General features: G+C 65.1%; 23 protein-coding genes. 13 read left to right on the forward strand and 10 right to left on the reverse strand.

The annotated features are described in order from the left end of the window. Positions 1 to 39 precede the first annotated feature (39 nt). Genes E3T37_RS16200 through E3T37_RS16230 form a run of 7 tightly spaced genes read right to left on the reverse strand, consistent with a single transcriptional unit; the run spans position 40 to position 8068 of the window. Complete coding sequence (locus E3T37_RS16200) at positions 40 to 1113, reverse strand: hypothetical protein (protein ID WP_134368302.1); 1074 nt, start codon at positions 1111 to 1113, stop codon at positions 40 to 42. Positions 1114 to 1118: 5 nt separating this feature from the next. Then, positions 1119 to 2666, reverse strand: coding sequence for an ATP/GTP-binding protein (locus tag E3T37_RS16205; protein ID WP_134368303.1), 1548 nt, complete (start codon positions 2664 to 2666; stop codon positions 1119 to 1121). Beyond that, positions 2663 to 4366 carry a hypothetical protein gene (locus E3T37_RS16210; RefSeq protein ID WP_134368304.1) on the reverse strand — a complete coding sequence of 568 codons (1704 nt, stop codon included), beginning with the start codon at positions 4364 to 4366 and terminating at the stop codon, positions 2663 to 2665. Before E3T37_RS16210 ends, E3T37_RS16205 begins: the two co-directional genes overlap by 4 nt. After that, positions 4366 to 5778 (reverse strand): hypothetical protein, encoded by a 1413-nt coding sequence (locus E3T37_RS16215; protein WP_134368305.1) that lies wholly within the window; start codon positions 5776 to 5778, stop codon positions 4366 to 4368. Before E3T37_RS16215 ends, E3T37_RS16210 begins: the two co-directional genes overlap by 1 nt. Continuing rightward, positions 5778 to 6485 (reverse strand): hypothetical protein, encoded by a 708-nt coding sequence (locus E3T37_RS16220; RefSeq protein ID WP_241994587.1) that lies wholly within the window; start codon positions 6483 to 6485, stop codon positions 5778 to 5780. Before E3T37_RS16220 ends, E3T37_RS16215 begins: the two co-directional genes overlap by 1 nt. A gap of 42 nt (positions 6486 to 6527) precedes the next feature. Further along, entirely contained in the window at positions 6528 to 6842 is a 315-nt protein-coding gene (locus tag E3T37_RS16225; protein WP_241994574.1) for a hypothetical protein, read from the reverse strand. A gap of 5 nt (positions 6843 to 6847) precedes the next feature. Next, positions 6848 to 8068: a hypothetical protein gene (locus E3T37_RS16230; protein ID WP_134368307.1), complete on the reverse strand. Its 1221-nt coding sequence runs from the start codon at positions 8066 to 8068 to the stop codon at positions 6848 to 6850. Positions 8069 to 8388: 320 nt separating this feature from the next. On the opposite strand from E3T37_RS16230, the gene E3T37_RS16235 reads away from it, so the two are divergent. The 3 genes from E3T37_RS16235 to E3T37_RS16245 all read left to right on the forward strand — a co-directional run bounded on the left by E3T37_RS16235 (position 8389) and on the right by E3T37_RS16245 (position 11595). After that, positions 8389 to 8712, forward strand: coding sequence for a hypothetical protein (locus tag E3T37_RS16235; RefSeq protein ID WP_134368308.1), 324 nt, complete (start codon positions 8389 to 8391; stop codon positions 8710 to 8712). Between the two features lie 123 nt (positions 8713 to 8835). Further along, positions 8836 to 9159, forward strand: coding sequence for a helix-turn-helix transcriptional regulator (locus tag E3T37_RS16240; RefSeq protein WP_166805312.1), 324 nt, complete (start codon positions 8836 to 8838; stop codon positions 9157 to 9159). A gap of 519 nt (positions 9160 to 9678) precedes the next feature. Next, on the forward strand, positions 9679 to 11595 hold the full coding sequence (locus tag E3T37_RS16245; RefSeq protein ID WP_241994588.1) for a hypothetical protein: 1917 nt from the start codon (positions 9679 to 9681) through the stop codon (positions 11593 to 11595). Positions 11596 to 11843: 248 nt separating this feature from the next. Here the strand turns inward: E3T37_RS16245 and E3T37_RS16250 are convergent, their stop codons facing one another. Continuing rightward, the gene (locus tag E3T37_RS16250) at positions 11844 to 12410 is read right to left on the reverse strand and encodes a hypothetical protein (RefSeq protein ID WP_134368310.1); all 567 of its coding nucleotides are present in this window, start codon (positions 12408 to 12410) and stop codon (positions 11844 to 11846) included. A gap of 71 nt (positions 12411 to 12481) precedes the next feature. Here E3T37_RS16250 and E3T37_RS16970 point away from each other — a divergent pair, with 71 nt between their 5' ends. From E3T37_RS16970 to E3T37_RS17890, 7 genes are all read left to right on the forward strand, one after another. Continuing rightward, positions 12482 to 12649 carry a hypothetical protein gene (locus E3T37_RS16970; RefSeq protein ID WP_166806126.1) on the forward strand — a complete coding sequence of 56 codons (168 nt, stop codon included), beginning with the start codon at positions 12482 to 12484 and terminating at the stop codon, positions 12647 to 12649. Positions 12650 to 13095: 446 nt separating this feature from the next. Continuing rightward, a complete protein-coding gene (gene dprA, locus E3T37_RS16255) occupies positions 13096 to 14016 on the forward strand; it encodes a DNA-processing protein DprA (protein WP_166806127.1) in 921 nt (306 codons plus the stop codon). A gap of 339 nt (positions 14017 to 14355) precedes the next feature. Next, a complete protein-coding gene (locus tag E3T37_RS16975) occupies positions 14356 to 14508 on the forward strand; it encodes a hypothetical protein (protein WP_166806128.1) in 153 nt (50 codons plus the stop codon). A gap of 17 nt (positions 14509 to 14525) precedes the next feature. Next, complete coding sequence (locus E3T37_RS16260) at positions 14526 to 15461, forward strand: DUF3560 domain-containing protein (protein WP_134368312.1); 936 nt, start codon at positions 14526 to 14528, stop codon at positions 15459 to 15461. Positions 15462 to 15834: 373 nt separating this feature from the next. Beyond that, the gene (locus tag E3T37_RS16980) at positions 15835 to 16254 is read left to right on the forward strand and encodes a DUF3846 domain-containing protein (RefSeq protein ID WP_166806129.1); all 420 of its coding nucleotides are present in this window, start codon (positions 15835 to 15837) and stop codon (positions 16252 to 16254) included. Between the two features lie 353 nt (positions 16255 to 16607). Beyond that, positions 16608 to 17531: a ParA family protein gene (locus tag E3T37_RS16270; protein ID WP_104170602.1), complete on the forward strand. Its 924-nt coding sequence runs from the start codon at positions 16608 to 16610 to the stop codon at positions 17529 to 17531. Between the two features lie 203 nt (positions 17532 to 17734). Then, on the forward strand, positions 17735 to 17941 hold the full coding sequence (locus E3T37_RS17890; protein WP_370292659.1) for a hypothetical protein: 207 nt from the start codon (positions 17735 to 17737) through the stop codon (positions 17939 to 17941). A gap of 101 nt (positions 17942 to 18042) precedes the next feature. On the opposite strand, the gene E3T37_RS16275 is transcribed toward E3T37_RS17890, so the two are convergent. Then, positions 18043 to 19104 carry a hypothetical protein gene (locus tag E3T37_RS16275; RefSeq protein WP_134368314.1) on the reverse strand — a complete coding sequence of 354 codons (1062 nt, stop codon included), beginning with the start codon at positions 19102 to 19104 and terminating at the stop codon, positions 18043 to 18045. 577 nt (positions 19105 to 19681) lie between these two features. On the opposite strand from E3T37_RS16275, the gene E3T37_RS16280 reads away from it, so the two are divergent. Next, the gene (locus E3T37_RS16280; RefSeq protein WP_134368315.1) at positions 19682 to 20377 is read left to right on the forward strand and encodes an SOS response-associated peptidase; all 696 of its coding nucleotides are present in this window, start codon (positions 19682 to 19684) and stop codon (positions 20375 to 20377) included. A 60-nt stretch (positions 20378 to 20437) separates the two neighbouring features. Here E3T37_RS16280 and E3T37_RS16285 read toward each other — a convergent pair whose 3' ends face one another. Further along, on the reverse strand, positions 20438 to 21379 hold the full coding sequence (locus E3T37_RS16285) for a restriction endonuclease (protein ID WP_241994589.1): 942 nt from the start codon (positions 21377 to 21379) through the stop codon (positions 20438 to 20440). Between the two features lie 338 nt (positions 21380 to 21717). On the opposite strand from E3T37_RS16285, the gene E3T37_RS17685 reads away from it, so the two are divergent. Together E3T37_RS17685 and E3T37_RS16290 are read left to right on the forward strand one after the other, a co-directional pair. Then, complete coding sequence (locus E3T37_RS17685; RefSeq protein ID WP_255572885.1) at positions 21718 to 21843, forward strand: hypothetical protein; 126 nt, start codon at positions 21718 to 21720, stop codon at positions 21841 to 21843. 178 nt (positions 21844 to 22021) lie between these two features. Next, a partial coding sequence (locus E3T37_RS16290; protein ID WP_370292660.1) for a transposase occupies positions 22022 to 22128 on the forward strand: 107 nt, incomplete at its 3' end.

The raw sequence follows: 22128 nt of genomic DNA on the forward strand, positions 1-22128 counted from the left end.
GGTTGGTCGGGGTGGGGCGGTGCATCGGGGTGTGGGGCATTAGTTGCTGAGTTTCATGGGGTCGGTGCTGTTGGGGTCGACGGCGATGTGGACGTGGTTGCAGTCGTCCCGGAATTGCTTCATCGACAGGTCCAGGCTCACGCCGGCGTCGGCGCGGCACTGGTTCTGGCCCGCGCCGGACCCGGCGGGCATCACCGGGCTGAGCGCCTTCAAGAGCTTTAGAGCGTTGGCGTCGGCGCCGGTGGTGGGCATCCGGTCGAAGGAGTAGAAATCGACGGCGTGCCCGCCACCGTTCGCGGAGTGCGGGGAGGAGAGGCCTGAGCCGAGGATCTGGCCGGTGCAGGCCCGGTTGATGTCGGAGATCCCGACTGCGTCGAACATGTTCGTGGCCATGGTGATGACTTGCAGGATGCGGGTGTCGATGCCGCAGTTCGGGCGGGTTTCGCCGTCGGCGATCCACCGGATCTCGCGCAGGTGATCCGGCGACAAACCCGTGATGGTGCCCGCGTCGATCTTGACGACCAGGGCTGCCGCCAACGCCCGGGCGTCACTGCCAACGCCGGCCGCGCAGGCTGCGTCCCCGGTGGTGAGCGCGGTCACGACCTCGTTCGCCTGGTCGTAGTAGGTCGTGTAGTGGTTCGGGTCGGCGTTGATCTGCACAGCGTGCGCAGCCGCCGTGGGCGCCAGCGTCTCCCAGTTCGGCACTCGGACGAGGCGTTCGAAGAAGAACCCCGCGGCTTGGGTGGGGTTCATGCGCTCAGCGAGGGTGCCCCAGGTGTCGCGTTGCTGGAACAGGCCGCGGGAGTCGGGTCCAACAGTGTCGCCGTAGTTGAGGTTGCGGAGCGCGGATTCGCCCATGGCGGTCATGACGGCGATGGTTTGCCCGTGCACGTTGACGCCGGCGGTGGCGCCGGCGTTCATGATCAAAGCAGCATTGACGAGCTGGTCGCCCTGATACCCAGCAACCGCAGTGCGTTCCGCGGCGCCCCGCGGGTTCGCCGCGATTGCCGCGCAGGCCCCGGTGCCGGGGCCGCCGCCGGTGACGAGGAGCAGCCCGGTGAAGAGGACCACGAGCAGGAGCACTAGTCCGGTGCCGAATATGCCTTTCTGCACGGGGGTTAGGTGGTGGCGTTGCCGGCGGCCATGGCGGAGTCGGTGTTGGTGACTTCCACTTCCCAGTCCGAGCGGATGTGGCGGATGTGGGTTTCCGGGTTGGACCCGTACTTGAACACGCAGTGCCCCGGGTTCAAGCCCATGAGGGTGGCGGCGGTGTCGGGGGCGAAGTTGAAGGTTTCTTGCGCCCAGCGGGCGTCTTCGGGGCGGTCTTGGCGGAAGGCGTACACGGTTTGGGCTTCTTGGACGACGGTGTAGCCGGGGCTGTCTGGGGGGATGTCGGTGCCTTTGTGCATGACGAAGACGTTGGAGATGCCGAGGGAGCGGGAGAGTTTCTGGTTGGATTTCACCAGCTGGGCGGAGGGACCGCCGATCATGTGCCAGCCCTCTTCGTAGACCACGTTCGTCACGAACCCGCGCTCCTCACGCAGCCGCCCCATCAGCCACATGTTCCCGATCGCCATCACCGTCGGGATCGCAGGGCCGGAGTCGGGGAGCTGAGAAATGTCAAACGTGGTGAGCTTGTGGGAGAGGTCGACTCGGCGGCTGGTCTCGCCGTCGAAGACGCCGGCGTAGGTTTCGAGGAGGTTCTGCAGGCCGAACCTGATCGACAGTCCAGCCTGGTGGAACCGCTCCGACGCCTCCCCCGACAACCCCTGATCCGTTGGCACCAACCCGAGGAACGGCATCAGATCCGTGGTGGTCGCGGCCCGTCGGGTGTCCTGGAACTTCTCAAACAACAGTTGCAGGGCGTACCGGGTGGCTTTCTCTTCCCACTCCGTCGCGGCGGTGTCGCCCCGGGCGATGCGGGCGACAGCGTTGATCAGCAGCATCTGGCCTTGCAGCCCGGTGCCTTGGGCGATGAGGGGGTCCATCAGGTTGAAGCGGGTGCCGGACCCGTCGGGGTCGAAGCGGAGGGGCTCGGTTCCCATGCGGCGGGTGACGCCGGCGTATTCGCCTTCACCTCCCTCGTCCTTCTTGTCGAACACCACAGCCCGGTGGTTCTTCAGCAGCAAGGGCCGCATGACCATGACCGTTTTGGTGAACGAGGACTTCCCGGACCCGACGGTGCCGATGATGAGGACGTTGGGTGAGGTCAGCTTCCGCGGGGTCGCGTTGTACGCGGTGGGGGCATCGTGACTGATCATCGTCGACGAGAGCGTGTCGGTGCCGTTCACGACCCCGTCAATCCCGGTCGGCGCCCCAATGATGCCCGTGTTCAGAATCTCGGCCTGCCGGGTCGTGGACGGCGCCCCGGCCAGGCGTGGCGCATACCAGCCGCGCGCCGCCGCCCCCGACGACGCCCGCAGCACTGACCCGGGCCGCTCGAACGGCGGCACATCCACCGGCCGCCGCGACGACACCACTACGTCAGAAACGGCAGCGTCAGACCCAGCTGCGTCTTCTTCGCCCGTGAGCACGGGCGACGTCGCCACCGGGGTGAGGAAGATTTTCAGGCCGGGGACGGCCCCGTACCAGGGTTTCTTCACAGCGGTGCTTTTGCCTTGCGCAGTGCCGGTAGCCGCGGGGGTGGCGGGGTTGGTGGGGGTCATGAGATGGCTTCCTTGTCGGTGCGGCCGGCGAGGCGGTTGATGGCCCGGGTCGCCAGGGTTGCGCCTGCCGGGCGAAGGCCCCGGCCGAGGGGCCAGGTGGTGCCGGAGGCGGCAGATTGGAAGGAGTCTTGCCAGTCGAGGTGCTCAATGCCGAGGCCCGTCGCGCACGCTTCCTCGAGCTGCCGGGAGGCGTGGCCGAGGTCTGCCCTGGTGGGGGCGGAGATGGTGACGAAGCCGATCCAGTCGACGCCGTGGTGGTGGGATCCGGCGGCGAGGTCCGCGGAGCGGCGCTGCGCGGCGGACATGCGGGTGGTGCTGTCGTCAGAGATGAGGCGGCCCTTCTGCTGGTCAGCGAGGACCCCGGCGAGGTCGCGGACGACGTCGGCGCGCGCTTTCGCTTTCGCCTGCCCCGCCGGCACCAGGTGCAGGTGGAAGGACACCGACCGGACGAAGGTCAGTTCCCGCCCGATGAGGAGATCGAGGCACCAGAGGGGGCTGCGGCCAGCCACGGCGAGGTTCTCCCCGTGGATGGCCGCGGTGCGGTGCCACCACGTCACCGGCGGCGACACCGGCCCGGCCTCGGTCATGACGAGGGAGGTGGGGTCGACGCCATCGACGATGTGCGCGGAGAACTCGTCCCGAGACGCGATCCCAGAAAGGAGCGGGTCAACGTTCCGAGTGAGGTCGATCGGCAGGTGCGGGTTCTGCTGGTGCAACATCAACGCCGTCGTCTGCTTCGCAGTCAGGGCCTGCACTTCACCCATCCGGGCTTCGTTCAAACCCAGTTCGGTGGCCTGAATCTGCCCGGCCATCAACGCCCGCCACGCGTCGCGTCCCGGCCCGTATTTTGCGGCCGTGTCGGTGAACTGCTGGGTGAGGGGCCAAGACACGACCACGTAGTGGCGCTGCACCATCGCGTTGGCACTGGACTTCCGGATCACCTCGTCATAGGAGAGCTTCTGCGCCTCAAACGACGCCCGCTGCTCCGCTGTCCAGTTTTCTTGCACCGGTTCGAGGCGGGTCTTCACCCACAGTTGCTGCCGGGCCGAGTCCGGCGGCAGAACCCGGGTGAGGGTTTGCACGTTTCGGATCAGGGAGGAGGGTGCGGCGCGGCGGGCGAGGAACTTGCCCCACGCGTTCGCCGCCCGGGTGAGGGCGGCGGCGGTTTCCATGCCGCGCAGCTGCCCGGACACGGAGAACGCGACGGACAGGTACGGTTGCTCACCGATCGGGGCGTGCCAGGCGATGCCGGGCGTGTTGGACCCGTATTGGAGCCAGCCCATGCCGTCGGCGCCGTCCGGGTTCGCCCGCATCTTCACTACGGCCCGCTCCGCAGCCTGTTTCTCATCTTTGGTGCCGCGGAGGATGGCTTCTTGGAGTTGGTCCCACGCGCCGACTTCGTAGGGCACGAACTCGTCCGTGCCGAGGCGCTTCCGGGCCCTTGCGCGGGCGCGTTTCCGGCGCCGCTCGAGGACGGTGCCGCGGTGGGTGCGGGCGGTGGTCAGCATGGTGATGCCGACTCCGGCGACGGCGACGATCAGGGCGGGGAGGCCGAGACCGGAGACCATGCCGACCATGCCGCCGGCGATGAACACGGTGAGGAGGATCATTCGGGTTTTGGAGGCGGTGCCGCCGAAGAAGCCGCGGTGACCGGACTCGCCGCCGAGGTAACGGATGTGGGACTCCGGGGTATCACTCACTAGACGGAGTCCTTTCCATAATGTTCCTCGTGGTCCTCAACCGGGGCCACGGCCGCATCGGTCACTGAATCGGTGACCTTCTTCGTCGCCTCAAACCCGGCCATCGCCCCGGCGGCAATCATGGTGGGGACACCGATCGCAGCCCCCGCACCGGTCGCGGACTCGGCCACGCCTGCGGCGGCCATGCCGCTCTCGGCAGCGGCTGCGCCGCCGCCTGTCGCAGCGGCGCCGGCGGTGGCTCCGCCGGCAGAGCCCACGGATACGGCCTCAGAGATTGACGACGTCGCCGGCTCGCCCTCGCGTGCCGGTGAACTGCCACCGGTGCTGCTCGAGCTGCCCGCGGATGGCGAGCTGCCGCCGACGGAGGAGCTGCTGCCCCCGCCGGAGGAGGTTTCGGGGCCGTTGTCGCTGTATTTGGCGTCGGCTTGCTGCATCGACTGGGATCCGATGTTCGGTCCGACAGGTGCTGTTCCGCCGCCGCCGGTGGGGATGACGGGTGCGAACTTCGTCAGGGCGACGGGGGCGAGGCCGGCCATGAACAACGCCAGGATCGACACGACCAGGGTCACCGTTTTGGCGAGGCTGGGGGTGTCGGAGAACGCATCGACCTGGGCGCTCATCATGCTGTACGCGATCGCCAGTAAGAAGAACAGCAGCGGGTGGGACGCCAGAACCCCAAACCAGAGGTAGGCGATCTTCGACCCGAACTTCCGCTTCTGGGGGTCAACGATCCACACGAACCCGAGGGGGAAGAGGACGCCGGAGAAATACAGAGTGATGAGTTGAACGATCAGCATCAGGAGCACGACGAGCAGCCCCAGGATCATGAAGAACATCAGAATCACGCCGAGGACGGCGCCGCCGGCAAGGCCGGACCCGTCTTCTTCGGAGAGCATCGTGGAGAACTTCGCCACGATCGTTTCGGAGTTGCTGGTAACGCCCCACGCGATCAAGGAGTCAGACAGGGCGCCGAAGAACTTCACCAGAAATGCGCCGAGCGCGGGACCGAACATGGCCCCGAGGATGAATGCGGGCCCGTAGAGGGTGAGGGACTCCCCCAGCTCACGGCCGGACTGGTGGCCGCGCGCGGTACGGACGATCTGCGGGATTAACAGGGCTACGAACACGAAGATCGCCAGGGCAAACGACACCTGGTACGCCTGAATGAACCAATCCGCCGTCAAGTCCGGAAGCGTCGCCTGCGTCAACGCCGGCAACACGGTATCGGAGAGACCCTTGGCCGCTCCCTGCAACAGCTTGAAGGAGTTCCCGGCCGGGTCAGACCAGAAGTCCGCCACTCCCGCAGCCGTGTTCACGGCGTTGTTGACACCGCCGACCGCGTCCTTGATGCCACCCGTCGCGCCGTCCCAGGCGCAGACAGCGATGTTGGCGCATCCTTCGCCTGCGGCCACTAGCAGCCTCCGGTGTAGCGGTTGCCGCCGGCGCTGAGCTTCTCAGCGTCAGGCTGTTCACCCTTTTCGACGTGCCACGCATCGTCGTCCCAGACCATGACGAAGGCTTGCGCCGTCACCTTGGTCGGGCTGAGCTCTCCGTTCACGACGTAGCCGGCGGCGATGTTCACCGTTACCCGGTCTGCCGTGGAGTCCTGCGCCACCAGCCACAGACCATTCGTGGTCGACAGATGGAATGGTGTTCCGGGCTCGACGTCGCCAGTCGTGAGGTCGTCCGTCGAGGCGTATGTGCCAGAGAGGTCTGCATACGAAGCCGGCGTGTTCGCCGTCATGACCTCGTTGGTGATTGTGTTCGCATCGGCGACGGAGGGATAGGGGTACTGCCAGATGAATCGGTAGAACGCCGTTGCCGTTTCCACGGCCCCGTAGGTCGTGTGTTTGGCGTCTGCCTGTGCTGCTAGGACCATGTTGACGTTGCGGTTTTGTCCGCCGAGGCAGCCGGTGGGTGCGACGTCGTCCCCGATACCCGCGGTGCCTGTGCTGCCTGTTGGGGTCGGTGTGGGGGTGGCCGTCGCGGTGCTGGGTGCGGCGTTCGGTGTGGGGGTGGGGCGGGTGGCGGTGTAGGCGATGCCGCCGCTGATGACGACGACGAGGACGGCGGCCCCGATGACGATGGGCCAGCGGCTACGGCCAGATGCTGTGACCATTCGCATGGTGAGACTCCTTGGAATGCGCGTTGGTGGTGCGGATTAGCCGGCGAAGGAGAGGACGGCGCCGACGATGATGGCGAGGCCGGCGAGAGCTGCGAGGGAGATGCCCGCCCAGACGGCTTTGCGGCGTCCTTGGGCGTGGGCTTGCGGGTTGGGGTTGGTGTCGCCGGAGGCGCCGGCCATGGCGACGATTCCGAAGATCAGGTAACCGATGGATACGAGGATGCCGATGGCCCAGAGGGCGGCGATAAGTTTTTGCCAGAGGGCGGTGAATTCGGCGCCGCCAAAGGAGAAGTCGGGCAGGATCCCGTCGAGGGGGTTCTCGATCGCCGCGTGGAGCAGGAGGTCATGCATGAGGGTTAGGCCTTCCGGTTCTGTGTGGGTGCGGCGGAGACCGCGGTTTGCAGGGACCGGACCACGCTCGCGGCGGCTGCCACGAACGCGTCCCGGGTTGCAGGGTTGAGGCGGCTGAGGGTGAGTTGTCCGCGTTCGGCAATGTGTGCGTCGTAGGGAATCTCGTGCAGGGCAGACACGCCGGCTTGGCTCAGGAGTCGCGGGACTTCTTCTCGGACGGCGTCGTTCTCGGGTCGTCCATCGGTGAGGCGGATGGCGATGGCCCGGTTCGCAAGCTCCGCGGAGGGCACGCCCTCTGCCCGCAGCTCTTCGAGGAGCTGGATGGCTTCGAGGACGGAGTCGCCGGCGTTCATCACGGGGATCACGAGGACGTCGGAGACGGACACGGCGCCGCGGAATGCGGAGGAGGTGGGGACGTTGCCGGAGTCCATGACGCGGATGGAGTAGAAGTCGTCGATGACGTTGGAGACGGCGACGACGGATTCGCCGGTGAGGCGGTCCCGGCGACCGGTGGATCCGATCACCGAGGCGAACGATGTTTGTGGGGCGGTGTATCCGGCGAGGCGGCCTGCGGTGTGGACGTGGTCGACGTCGCGGACCAGTTCGCCGAGGCCGAGGAGGGGGTTGCCCTCGGCGCGGAAGTTCAGGGCGCCGGGGTCGTCGGAGACTTCGAGGATCGCGACCGACCCGCCGCGGATCGCGGCCAGCGCTCCCCCGAGGAGCAGGGCGGTGGGAGTCTTGCCCGTTCCGCCCTTGGGGTTGTTCACCAGGACCGAGACCGCACGCGTCCAGGTCGCCTGCCGCACAGTGGTCTCATGAGCGGTCCGCAGCTCCGTGCGGCGTCGCTCCCCTAGCTCGGCGGCGCCCGGGCCGACCGGGAGTCCCAGGCTGGCCAGAGCGCCACGGAACCCCGTGGTGGCCTTGGTTGGAGTGCTCGACGCGGAAGCCAGGCCAGCGGCTGAGCCACCAAAGAGGACAGAGGTGCTGGCCAGGTCGGTGGGCGTCACGGGAGGCACCGACGGGGCCTCCTTCACGGCAGGAGCCTTCCCCGGGACTGGCGCCTGGGTTGGTTCATCGAGGACGGTGCCGAGAGCAGATGCGGTGCTCGTGGCCGCGCGTTGTGGGGTCGTGGGGATCGTGTGGATGGTGTCTTCCTCGATGTAGTCCCCGGCGCGGTCAGCCTCTCCAAAGACCTCGCTGGGGGCGGTGTGACCGGTGTCACTCATGGGCGGTATGTCCTCTCGAATTTCCACTAACTGGCATCGGGAATTAGGGAACCCCCGAGGCCTTAACTAGTCTCTCGTCTTTTTTCTCATGGCCTCACCTGAACGGGGGGGCGTGTTCCCTCTGAGCTTGTGGTCATAAACGCCTAAAACGCCGGGAATATGGATCGAATGGGCGGATCGCATGGAGCTTCGAACCTAACGCCGACCACTGACATCAGCGGACCATTACAGTTCGCAAAGGTAAATAGATGCATTTGCATTAACTTGATTCCGATCGTGGCGCGCCTGCGTGAGGGGTGATTCACGCCAGAATTGAGCGCATGGCCCGCGACGACAATTTGATGAGACATGCCCCTGAACGGGTGGCGTTGTTCCAGGAGCTGTTTTCCGCGCCCTCCCGCGTCCTGGTACTCCGCGCCCTGCTCCGGAAGCCACTCAGCTACGCCGAGTTGTTCGACGTCATCGGCGACACCATGAGTCGGCCCGCAGTGCATGCGGCCCTGATCGATCTCCGAGGTATGGGCTATATCGAGGACGATGCCCCCGATGGGGTCGTGCGCCGGCCCCAGGGAACGAAGTTCACCGCGCGGCGAGACCTCGTGACCCGCGACTTCGGGCAGGTCCTCGAGTTCGTCCTGGGCTGAGCGCTCTCGCCTGTTCGGTGGCTGAGTATGGCTGGTCGGATTGATGGCTACACCTCCAATCCGACACTAACATTAAGTGTTAGGGTAGAGTCGCGAATTGTTCAGCTGCGGCAGAATGAGGGAATGCCCCGCTATGCATCCCCTGAAGAACCTCTGCCGCTTTCGGCCGAGAGGGCGACAGTGATGTTTGGAGCGAATCCCCTGCGAGGGGCGATCATCCGATTGCTCGCCCTCAACTCAGAAGGGATGACATCGGGTGCGATCCAGAGAGAACTCAACACGACTTACCAAACGGTCCTCCGGCACCTCCAAGAGCTCGAGTCAACCGGCACCGTCACCGCCGACGCGGGCGAGCAGCGCCAAGGTCGACGAGTCATCTATGTTCTCGACACTGACGCGTTGCAGTCAGCACTGTCTGGATACGGCGAATACCTGTTCGGAAAATAATCCGACACACCGCGCGGCGTATGCATTCATAGAGCTGCCTTCTGCCACTGTTGGCCCATGGCAATGGAACCAGGACGCAGACGACGGCAGGACAACGCGCCGACCGTTCTCTTGCAGGTGCGTGTTGACCCGGAAATTTTCGCTCTCGTGACCGAGGCAGCGGCAGCAAGTGGGGCAGCTAAGGCGCTCTACATGCAGACCCTGCTTCGTGCGCTCTCGGAGCCGGCGGGCCACTTGCCAGTTCTCGACCTCGGTCGGCCTCAACTCGAGGAGTTGCCGATCCCAGCCGCTTAAACGAAAGAGCCCGTCGCTTTCGCGACGGGCCACTGCAAGTTTCGTAGCTCAAACCACTTCTGCTTCCCGGCACGAGGTTCGAGCTAATCCAGATCAACAGCCCTCACGGGAGGTTTCTCTATGTCCCAGAGCATAGCGCACGTACCCCAGAATGCACCCGGAATTGTGTCCGGCGTGTCTGGCGTTCCCACTGAAGCGTGGACAGCCTGGGCTTTGACGCGCCGGATGAGTCCGCGCGATCAGGTGCGCGTGATGAAACGGGACGCGTACGGGCGAGTGGACGAGAACAGTTACCCCCTAATTCACCGGGTTGGGCCGGCCGAACCCACAACGCCGTGGGCGATAAACCTGGCCGATGACACCGGCTTGTTCCGGGTCCTCTGCTTCGACTTCGACGGTAAGGACAAGCACGGCGTTGACGCTGAGCTGATGGAGGAAGCCGGCGATGAGTGCGACGTTCTCTCCCGCACCCTCGATGCCCTCTCAATCGAGCATGTCGTGTGCCAGTCGTCGGGGACGGGTGGCCGCCACATCTGGCTCGCCCTCCAGGGCGGCGCCCCGAAACTCGCCGTCGCACCCGTGGCTAGTGCGGCGCGAGCGAATTTCCGCCGCTTGGACCACGGCATGCTCCTCAACGCTGTCACCGGTGCCGCGCGGCCGCCCCTGTCCCCGCACCGCGATGGCAGCCATTCCACGGTCCTCCGCGGCAACCTGAACACCCTGATCGTCCCGTCGACCACGACCGCGGACCTGGCCGCCCTGGCCGCGGTGCTCGAGGCGCGGAAGCCGTCCCTCCGCGCGGAAGACAGCGCCCCGTCGGGCCCCATCGCCACACGCCACCAGGCGCACCGGCGACTCAGCGCGGCCGGTACCGCCCATATGGCCACTATCGATGGCGGCAGTAACCCGAGCTGGACCGGGTTCATGTGCCTGCTCTCGGCCGCGAACGCCGGCTGGCAGCTCGTCGACGTCGAGCACGCCATCAAGACGGCCCCGGGGCTGGAGCACTTCCGGACGAAGAACACCGGCCGCGGCGACCGCCGCCCCCGGGCCGCAGCCGAGGCCCGGGCCCGGTTGGGCCGCCAGTGGGACAAAGCCCAGCAGTACGCAGCCCTCCAGCGCCCACTGCCAGCGGTCCGGGAGCCGCAGGACCTGTCGGAGCTGGACGCCATCGTGACCGACGTCGAGGCCCTCCTCACCCGGTTCCGGGTCAGCCCGGGCCGGTGGGGCCGGACCGAAGCGTCCTCGAATCAGCAGACCATTCTCCGCGCCCTGGCCTACCTCACCCTGCAGACCGGCAAACGTACCGTCGCCGCCGCAATCCGGGACCTGGGCCCGATGGGAGGCCTCGGCCGCACCACCGCAGCCGTCGCCCTCACCGCCCTCGCTGCGGCCGGATACGTCGAACGGGTCAGTGCGAGCGACGACGGCAACGCCGCCGAATGGTGCCTAGCCCCCACGTTATCCACAGGTCCCCGAACAGTCCGGTCACAACCATTAGATAACCCCCGCCCCCCGAACGAAATCCCGTCGTCGCCGGGTCGTTCTGCAGCTGAGCTCTTTAACACCCGCACCCATCTCGTCGTCCTGCTCGAGGAACAACTCACCGACCAACGCCACGACCTCTTCACCCGACGGGGTCTCGGACACCTCGCCGGCAAGCTCTACGCCCTGCTGCGCCAGCACCCGTACCTCACTATTGACTCTGCATCTCGCCTCTTGGGCGTCACTGCCCGGCACACAGCCACGATCCTCAGCCGCCTCCGGCGTCACAAGCTCCTGGTCGTTCACCGGGATGGGTGGGCCAGGTCGAAGCAAGATCTCCGGAACCAGGCAGCCCTGCAGCTGAACGTTCTGGGAACCCTGCTGGCTCGGGCGGAGCGGTATCGGATCGAGCGGGAGGTGTGGGCGTGGTGGCAAGCCGAACTGACCACAATGATGTCAACGCCCCGGTCCCGGCCGCGGCGCCCACATGTTTCGAGCCGGCCATTGTTTGAGGCGAGCGCACCAGGGGAACGGGTCTGGCCGCGGTATCCGCGAGCCAGCACCAACCTCGCCGATCACCGCTCCGCGCTCGAGCTGGTGGGTGCGGGGTTGCTCAATCCGGAGAATCGGTGGCAGTACCTAGGTGAGGCGGCGTAGCCGGCACCAACCGCTGGGCTGCTCTCGGTCAGGGTAGCGGCGATGTGCCGCGCCTCGTTGTGAGGGAGGGCCTCCGGATTGATTGGAGGTATCTAACATCTTCACCAGTCACGGAGGCCCTCACCGGGGCACGTTAACGCGAGTAGGCCTTTTGTGGGGAAATACTTCACATTCGCTGTCTGAGTAGGGGTGACCGCGGCCCCGTCGTCTGGCAGCTGCGACCCGTTCGTCCACTCCGACTGAGTGAGTCAGCCGACATCGTTTGGAATGACGTTGACAGCCGTCCCTGGGTCTCCTCCAGCCTTACTGACGGCATCTTTGACCGTATCTCCCAGCGCCTTCACAGTGTCGGCCTTTCCTGATACCAGAGCTATCAGTACTGCTTTGAAGATTTCCATCAGGACGCTGAAGGGTGATCCTTCGGCCTTGTATTCGACCGTGCCGTCCTTTGCGATGATAGCGACGGCGCCATCGGTCAGGTTTGGGTCGTGTGTAATGACAGGTTTGCCACCCTGACTCGAGTCGATGACTGTGCCTCCCGGGGAAGTGATCGAGGAATAGAGGTGTTGGATCATCGTGACCAGCCAGGTGACTCCGACGATGACTAGGAAGAACTCTGGGAGGAGACTAGGTCCTTCTTTCTTGCCGGCCTTTTCTATCTCTAGGATGGGGCCTCCCTCGGGGGCAGAAACATTCTTGGTGGCTTCTTTGAGGTCTGCGACGAGCTTCTGGAATTGATCCCGCTTTTCCACATCGGAGAATATGAACTTGGTTTTTTCGCTCAACATCTGTTCAACGTCTTTCTCAATGGTCATCTCTTTTTCCCTCCTCAATTGGGTCTTGGACGTAGCAGTCTTGATGCTGTACCCGCGGGACCCGGTGCGCAATGGACCCTATTCGGCGGGGCTGTTCCGGTCTTTGGGTCACGCACGAGCAGTTGGCCGGATGGGGCTACAACTTCAGCGAGGTCGAGCAGATCGTGATCGACACAGGCGCCGAGAAGGCAGCCATCAAGCCAGCCGAGGCCAACGCCGCCACGGTCACACAGGGCTAACCTCGCCTCAAGCCCCGGCGTGACGGTCCCCCACTGTCACGCCGGGCCTTGCTGTTCCCAGATTCCGGCACGGAAGCCGGAGCCGGAAACAATCAGGCACTCGTCCCTTCGGGCCGTGACGGAACAGCGGCGCAGCCGCCGTACCTATCCCCCCCAGGGGAGCCGCTGCGCGGCACGGAGATATCAGAGTGATATCACTCTGAAAGCACGACGGCCAAGCCGTCAGAAGCGATATGGAACCGCTTTGCGGCACTGATTGCCGGGCTTTTTGTCCTTTCTGGCGGTTCATCGTAGCTCCCTTCCGTGCCTGCGTCACCTGCAGTGCCGGACGCGCCCTGCGGGCTTATTTCGCCCGGCACTTCAGGCACTTCGGCACTCCCGGTCGCTATCGATTTCTCTTGCCAGACAGGCCAAAAAAACAGTTGTCCACGAGGGAGAGAGAACCCATGAACACGCTCGCCAGCATCACCACCCACGTTCCCACCATCCAGCGATTCACTACCGACGCAGCTGCGCGCGGAATCTGGACCATCATCAGCGAGCCCGGAGATAGGGACACCGGCACCCTCATCGCCGCCCTGGGCGCGGAAGAAGCCCTGAACGTGGTCCTGCACGGCACCGGCGACGCGGCAGGACTCGACCTGGCCACACTCCGCGCCCGCACCCGGCCCCGCGCCACAGAGGGGAACATTGCCGCAGCTTTCGCGGCCGCAGACACCGGGTCGGCAGAACTCATCACCCCCGACCACCCGCACTGGCCCGCAGGTTTCAACGACCTCGGCACCGCCGCCCCCTATGCGCTCTGGGTACGAGGTGCCACCGAAATCCTGGCCGACCCCCTGAACACAGCCGTCGTCGGGGCTCGAGCCTCCTCCGGTTACGGCGAACACGTCACCATGGAGATCACCGCGGGCCTGGTCAGCCGAGGCCACGTGATCATTTCCGGTGCAGCCTACGGGGTAGACGGAATGGCTCACCGGGCAGCGCTGGCTAGCGGCGGGCGCACCGTCGCGTACCTGGCAGGGGGACTTGACCGGTACTACCCCACGGGCCACGACGCTCTGCTCACCCGGATTGCTGAGACGGGCGCGGTAGCTTCCGAAATCAGCTTCGGGCAGAGCCCCACCCGGTACCGGTTCCTGATGCGAAACCGGTTGATCGCGGCCGCCGCCCGCGCAGCTGTCGTCACAGAAGCTGGCTACCGGTCGGGATCGTTGAACATCGCAACCCACGCCTTCACAATCGCCCGCCCCGTGGGCGCCGTCCCCGGCCCGGTCACGTCCCCGACCAGTGCCGGATGCCACCGTCTGATCCGCGAATTCGGTGCGCAGCTCGTCACGAACGCTGAGGACGCCGCCGCACTCTAGACCGGGCAGCCGGCCAGCTCCCGAGCTGGCCGGCGAGGGGGAGGAATCCCCCTCGCACTCCCCCGCAGCGGAATATCAGAGTGATATCACTCTGATAGTGCGACAGCGACGCCGTCAAGAGCGATATGGAGCCGCTGTGCGGCGCTGATTGCCGGGCATTTTTGTCCTATCTGGCCAATCATCGTAGCTCCCTTGCGTGCCTGCGTCACCCGCAGTGCTGGACGCGCCCTGCGGGCTTATTTCGCCCGGCACTGCGGGCACTTCGGCACTCCCGGTCGCTCTCGATTTCTCTTGCCAGACAGGCCAAAAAAACAGTTGTTCACGAAGAGAAGAGATCCCATGGTCGAGTCCGATTACCGGTACGAGAACACCTACCCGAGGGAGCGCTACGCGGACGGGTGCGCCTGCAGCGGGTGCCGTTCGGAAGGGGCCGTAGATACCCAGCCCGGAGAAACCTGCACCGCGACCCGCTACGCCGACAGCTTCGCCTAAACGAGGAAACAGAAAACATGCTCACCATCACCCACAGCCACGCAGCCGGAACCATGATCGACGGCACCAGCAAAGGCGACGGAACCGCCGACGTCCTCAAGACCGTCGGTTGGCGTTGGGGGCGCAGCATCAGCGCCTGGTTCGTCCCCCAGTCCCGCGACCGCCTCCCCAAGCTCCACACCATCACCCGCACCCAGGAGGCCTTGGAAGCGGCCGGATTCGAGGTCGAAACCGACATCGACAGCACGCGACGCACGACCGCCGAGGTCGAAGCCGGAAAGATCGAGCGTCAGGCGGACCGGGTCGACGCCCTGGCCGCCAAAGCGAACCGCAAGAGCACCGCAAGCGACGACGCGTGGACCCGCGCCCGGAGCGCGCTTGACCGCCTGCCCGAAGGAGGAGAACCGATCAAAGTTGGCCACCACTCCGAAGGACGCCACCGCAACGCGATCGCCAAAGCAGATAGCGCCATGCATAAATCAGTTGAAGCCAGCGCCGACGCCACCCACGCCCAGGCACGAGCCGACGCCGCCACGCACACCACCGACGCCCGCTACCGGCCCGTCACCGTGGCCAACCGCATCGACACCCTGGGGGCCGAGTTCCGCAAGTTAGAACGACGCATCATCGCCCCGCGCTACGACGACGCACACGGCTACGTCGACGCCACCGACGCTCAGAAGCAGGCCCGAGCAGACCACCTCGCACCGAACCTCGCCGAGAAGCGCGACCAGATCGCGTACTGGGAAGCCGTGCGCGCCGCCCAGATCGAGAGCGGCACGGCCACCGGCTACGGCCGCAGCACAGTCAAGAAGGGTGACCGGGTGAAGATCCGCGGCCAGTGGCGCGAAGTCGTCCGTGCCAACCCCAAGACGGTCAGTGTCAGCACCGGTTACACCTGGACCGATACCGCCCCGTATGCGGAGATCCAGCAGCACCAGCGGCCCGAATAGCCGCCGCGTAGGCCGGCCCGCCGAGGGGCCGGCCGCCGTGAGGGGGATGTTGCCCCCTCACACTCCCCCACCAGGTGAATCCGGCCTGGAGGCCGAACACACACGGAGCCGGCTGCGCTGGCCTGACTCTTTCAAAACATTTCTTCCCTTGGTGGCCAATCATCGTAGTTCGCTCCGTGCCTGCGTCACCCGCACTCTCGCACGCGGTCGCAGGCTCCCTTATTTCGCACGAGAGTGCGGGCACTCCGGCACTCCCGCTCTCAATCGATTCTCTTGCCACCAAGGGCAGAAAAACGGTGGACGACAACACAACCACTGCCCACGAGAGAGCTCGGGACCCCGCGCACCTCACCAACCTTTGAGAGAGAACCCCATGACCACCAGCATCCGCAGCGTCAAGATCAACCCGACCGAAACCATCACCACCCTGGACGTGAACGAGGCCAGCATCGGGGCGGACATCGTCGCCGCCATCGGCTGCCGGATGTTCGACGTCGTCGGCCTGGAGGACGACATCGACCTCTTCGTCGATGATGAAGGCCTCATCAACGGGTCAACCCTGAACCTGCCCGCGACCGTCCTCACCCACCGACTCGGCTCCCGAACCGTCATCTTCGGCACCGCCATCGCCGTCAGCGTCACCGGAGACGGTGAAACCGTCGGCCTCACCGACGCACAGCTCGCCCGAATCCAAGAGTCTCTCGCGCAGAAGCCCGACGCCGGGACCGTCGACGCCCTCGTGGAGAGCCTGTCCCCGTTCCCCACCGTGGTGAGCATGCTCCGTAACATCTAGCCGCAAGCACCGGCTGGCCCCGGGTGGGCCGGCCGGTGAGGGGTGTCCCCCTCACACTCCCCCACCGGGCGCGGTTACGGGCGTGAGCCTCCGCAGCGTGGAGCGACCCGAAGCGCCTGTACTCACCGCCCCAAGCACGCCGCAAGGCTCGGGATAGGTGGACTGTCCGCTGTCATTGCTTGTAATGCTGCTATTGTCAGTAATACGGGCATTGTAGTTAATAACGCTAATACAATTAATACCTGTAAAGACAGCATAAGCAGCAAAGACAGCATAAGCAGCAATGCTGCTTATGCCATTAATGACAGCATTAGCTGTAATGTCACTAATGACGACAAAAGAAACGAGAACGTATGCCTCCGGCACTCAATCGCACCGCGTTGGAACGGGTCATCGCCGTCATCAACGGCAAGGGTGGCGTCCTCAAGACCACACTCACCGCCAACATCGGCGGCATGCTCGCTAACAACGGCTACCGCGTACTCCTGGTAGATCTCGACCCCCAGGGCAACCTGGCCGAGGATCTCGGATACACGGACGACGACCGGGACGACACCGGCCGCGCACTGGCTCAGGCACTCATGTTCGGAGGGGGAGCGGCCCCCATTCGCGAAGTTCGACCAAACCTTGACGTATTCGCTGGAGGTCCGGCCCTCGACCAGGCCACGGCCGGTCTCGCTGCCAAAGCGAACAAGGACCCCGATGGGGCCAAGCTAGCCGTCGCTCATCTGCTGGAGCCCATTGCGGGCGACTACGACATGATCCTCATCGACTGCCCACCAGGCGATGAAACGCTCCAGACAGCGGCCGTTGCGGCCGCGCGATGGGCACTCGTCCCCGTCAAAAGTGATAAATCAAGCCGCAAAGGACTTGGTGCCGTCGCAGCGCGACTCGACGCGGTCCTCGGAGTGAATCCCACCCTCGACCTCCTCGGCGTCGTCCTGGTAGACGTCGGGACCTCTGCCCACGTCGTCCAGCGCGAGGCACGCGAACACATCGCAGAGCTCTTCAATGCCGACAACAACGTCGTCTTCACTGCCACGGTTCGCCACAGCGAAGCGACCGCCCAGGCCACCCGAGAACGGGGTCTTCTGGTGCACGAACTCGACGCACAAGTCCGCAAGGGGCCGAAGTGGTACGAGATCCGGCGGGGTGACGCGCAGGCACAAACATTTGCACCACGCACAGCATCGTCGGTCGCTGACGACCTGCAGGCAATCACCCAAGAAGTCGTGGCCAGGATTACGGCAGCAGAGAACCAGGAGGCCCTCGCATGAGCGACGAAACCCCCAACCGACAGATCGGCGGCCTCACGCCACGCGCCGGGGCTCATGACCTGAGCCGGCTCCAGGCCCGAAATCGCCCTGAACCAAAACCGGAAACCAGTGAGCAGCCCAAAACAGTTGCCTCTCCCGCTGCAAAGCCCTCGCGCACACCAGCCAAGAAGTCGGCAACCGTTGTGGTCGACACGACTGCGCGGATGACCACCTATCTGTCAGTAGCCACTCGTGATCGGGCCCGTGCAACGTACCGGGCGACGAGCCACATCGAAGGCGATAAGAGCTGGTCAGACTTCGTGGAGCGAGCCATTTTGGCAGAGGTAGAACGTCGTGAACTCTCACACAACGCAGGGGAGAGATACCAGGGTGATAGCTCGCCACTCCCAGCTGGACGACCACTGAGCTAGGGCGGTCTCCCCGCCCGTCGCTCGGCGTGAGGGACGGCGCCGCAGGCGGACAGGAACACGCCCAGTACGCCTCTGGCCGAGACGGGGAGTGGGCCGGCGTTCTACTCCTGCTTGGGGCGTGGCGCCTGTGCTTCGGCGCGGTCGGCGCGGGTGCGCTGTTCGCGTTCACTGGTGCGTGCTTGGTCGAGGTCGGAGCGCAGCTGGGTGAGTTGCTGCTCGAGGGCGGCCCGCACGTCGGTGACGCGCTGCTCGGCGTAGGAACGCTCCCTGCCGGCCTCGGCCGTAGCACTGTCTCGTTCACTGCTGACTGTGGCCAGGCGCCCGGTGAGCACAAGCGCTTCCGCCCGGGCGCTCTCGCGCTCCGTCCGGGCCTGATCGAGCAGGTCCCGGGTGCTCGCAGCATCCGTCTCGGCCCGCTCGGCACGTTCGGACGCGGCGGTGGCCTGCGCGATCGCGTCGCGCGCGGCCGCCAGCGCCTCGTCCTTGGCCGCAGTGGCCGCCGCGACGAGCTCCCGGGCCTCGGTGAGCTGTGCGGTCGTGGCCGCGTTCTCGATGCTCAGAGCGGCCACCTGGTCTGTGAGGGCGGTGATCTCGGCGGTCGCCCGTGCATTGTCCTCGCCCGCAGTGACCAGGTCGCCCTCGAGGGTGGCGGCACGCTGCTCGAGCGCGGCCAGGGTCGTGCGGAGCTCGTCGACCAGGGCAGCTGATTCCTCGGCTGCCGCGTCGGCTTCGGCGCGCTCGGCCTCGGCCTTGCGGGTAGCGGTCTCGGCGCGGTTGGCGCGGGCGGCCGCCGTGGCGACCTGCTCGGCCGCGTCAGAGGTGACGGCCTCGATCTGTGCTTCGGCTGCGTCCGGGTCCGCGACGGTGCGGAGCTCGTCGACAAGGACCACCAGCTGCTGCTGCAGGTGCTCGACCATCCCGGCGACCTGGGACCGCAGCACGCTCGCCCGCTGCCGTGCCGCATCAACGGGGAGTTTGTCGTCCTCGACGGTGCGCTCGACCCGGCCGGACTCGGCGCGGCGGGCCCGCCACGCAGCGGCGCGGTTGTGAGCGGGGTTGACGCAGTAGCCGGCGGGCCGGCCGACACCGGCCGTGGCGTCCACGGGCTCCTCGCAGCCAGGGAAACCGCAGGTGCGCACGTCGGTGATCTCAGGAATACTCATACCAATATCGTATCACTGGCAACGCAATACGTAAATGAAATAACGATAACGATAACGAAAATACGAAAAGAGCCTCTCGTCTCGGAGAGCGTGGAACCTGCCCTGCAGGTCGGCGCAGTCCGGAGCACGGATGACCTGGGCGTGCCACCCGACTGCGAGCACTGCCCCATTCCGAGGCCGCCCACCGGGACAGTTCGTGAGTTCGTGCTCGAGTGGCACTGTCGTTCGGGCGACCTTGTCAACAGGATTGAGCCCGACGGGCGCGGGGGAGCGGTGTCGGAGATTCTGGCCGAACCGTGTCGAGAGGTCGCCCTGCACGGGGACGGACCGGATTCATCGAGGGTGTCCGGGACGGTGCCCGGCGTAGTGTGGCCGACATGGACGACCTTGGTGTGCCGAATTGCGAACGGTGCTTGGTACGCATGGTGATCGAGGGCACAGATGAAGGCCCCTACTGGTGCTGCCCGGAGTGCGGTGTCGTCCGACTCGTCTGACGCTCGTCGACTTGGCGATACGCAGAAGGTCGACGGGTTGATTCCATTGCTGACGAGGTCGGGGGAGCGGTAGCGTCAACAGCATGTGCGGCAGATTCGTGGTCCCCAGCACCACCGACGAGCTGCTGAGCGTCTTCGACGCCACCGGCGACAACGCCGCCGACTGGCAGCCCTCGTACAGTGTTGCCCCCACGGATCCGGCGCCGATCGTGCGCGAGTGGATCCACGAGGAAGCAGTGCAGCGTGACCTGGACTTGGCATCGTGGGGGTTGAAGCCGGGTTGGGCGAAGCCGGGCGGTCCGGCCCCGATCAATGCACGCCTGGAATCGGTGGCCAGTAACGGCATGTTCCGCAGCGCGTTTGCCAGCCAACGGTGCCTGGTGCCCATGGCCGGCTACTACGAGTGGCAGCAGATGGACGACGGCAAACAGCCCTACTTCATCCACAGCGACGGCGATGTACTGGCGGCGGCCGGCCTGTACGCGGCCCGCCAGGAGGGCGACCTGTGGAAGATCTCGTTCACGATTATCACCCGCGCGGCGCGCGACGCGTCCGGTGAGATCCACGACCGGATGCCCGTGTTCTTGACCCCGGACGTGTGGGACCAGTGGCTGCGCCCGGAGAAGATCACCGACAAGGAGGAAGTCCTCTCGATGCTTGACCGCAGCTCCATCGCTATCGCCAAGACAGTGACGGCGTACCCGGTAGCCCGGACAGTCAACAACGTCCGTACCCTCGATAGTGAGGACTGGCGACTGATTGAACCGATCAGCTCGTAGTGCGGCGTGGGCAGCCACGGCCGATTGGGAATTCTTCGGTGTGGACCACCAAGCGGAGTCTCAGTCGAAGAAGTCGTCGTCCACTTCGACCACGGCATAGGTCTGTCGTGATTGGACGCCGACAAGGTACTTGATCATCAATTCCACGAGTCGTTGGCCGTCGATGAGGATGATGCGGGACGGTACTCCGGCGGTGTAGCTGATGGCGGCAGGTGTGAACGCGCTCGTCGTGATGAAGACACCGCGGGTGGCACCGAAACCGTGGAGAGCGCCAACGAACGCTTGGATCGTTTCGCGTCCGATGTTGCTCCCCAGCTTGTATCGCTTCGCTTGGATATAGACCTGGTCGAGGCCGAGGCCGAGGGCGTCTTGGTCGATGATCCCGTCGATGCCTTCGTCTCCGGTGCCGCCGATTCGCTTTCCGCGCTGTTCGACTCCGCCGTAGCCCATTTTGAGGAGGAGATTCACGACGGCCTGTTCGAAGAAGTCAGGATGGCTCTCTCGCAGCCGGTGCAGGAGTTCTTCACCGACTTCCTGGTGGATCCGGTTGATGCCGTCTTCGATCTGCTCGACAGGGTCAAGCACTTCCAGGCTAGGAACAGTTAGGTCCTCTTCGCTGCTCTGATCCTTCTGGGCCTGAGACGGCCAGAAAGGAGCGAACACTTCGCGCGCTTGGCCATAGGTCAAGCCGTCAGGGTTCTCCGCCATCCAGGAACGGCCAACGGCGTTGATCGCGTACTGGCCTCGAGCTGGACGGTCAATCCATCCTGCTCGAGCCGTGTTGGCGAGGACCCAGCCCATCCGATGCTCATATCGCAGGCCACCCGAGTTCAGAGTTTCTGTACGTGCGGTTTCATCGAGCCCGGCCGTTGTGGCGGCACGGTCGAAGAGGTCTTTGCGATGCAGGGTGCCGCTTTCGCTGAGGACCTGCAGGATCGGGATGATCAGCGCGGGCCAAACGGGGACAGTGAATTCTGTTTTTTGGTCACCGGCGATGCTCACGAATGCCTCCTGTTGAGTTGACTCAGGTTACCGTCAGGGCGATGATGCGGCGCCTGCTGACACCACCACCACAATGAATGACCCGAAACGATTTACAAAAAGGTCCCGGCAGACAGGGACTGATGGATGGCCAAGGCCCCTCCCGCACCAAGAGCGGCCTCGCTGCGCCCTAGTTGACCTAGCTCATGAGCAGATAGACTGTCAATACACCAACCAGACAGGATTCCGAAATTATCGCCAGCATCGTAAGTAAATTGCCAGCTTCAATGGGTGCCCGTGCGCAGCTTCGGATATCAAAGAGCTATTTGGAACTGACTGACGATGAGGTTAGTGAGGACATGTACAACGACATCGAGGACATGCGTGAAGAACGCCACCGTTTGGATGTGGTTTTGGCAGGGATTCAGTATGGAACTGGGTTGGCTGACCCAAACCCAAACTCGGTGGACGGTATGTGGTTCTAGGACCTGCAGCCGACTGGATCGGGGATGGTCGCGCCTCTGCTTTTCGGAAGTCTCTGCCACCCGTCGATCGATCCCGAGCTGGATAAGCCGAGTAGTGCGTATCCGCTTAGCTCAGCTAGAGTGAGGTGTGCCCAAACCTGATTTTCCGCGTTCGATTCTGGCGTTCCAGGAGTGGTTCGTGGATGGGCAGGCGTGCCTGGACTATCTCTTTGAGAGTCGATGGCCGGAGGGGTTCACGTGCCCGCGTTGCGGGGGCCGCGACGCGTATCCGATCGCCACCCGACG

Source organism: Cryobacterium sp. TMT2-10, assembly GCF_004403075.1.
Classification (GTDB): domain Bacteria; phylum Actinomycetota; class Actinomycetes; order Actinomycetales; family Microbacteriaceae; genus Cryobacterium; species Cryobacterium shii.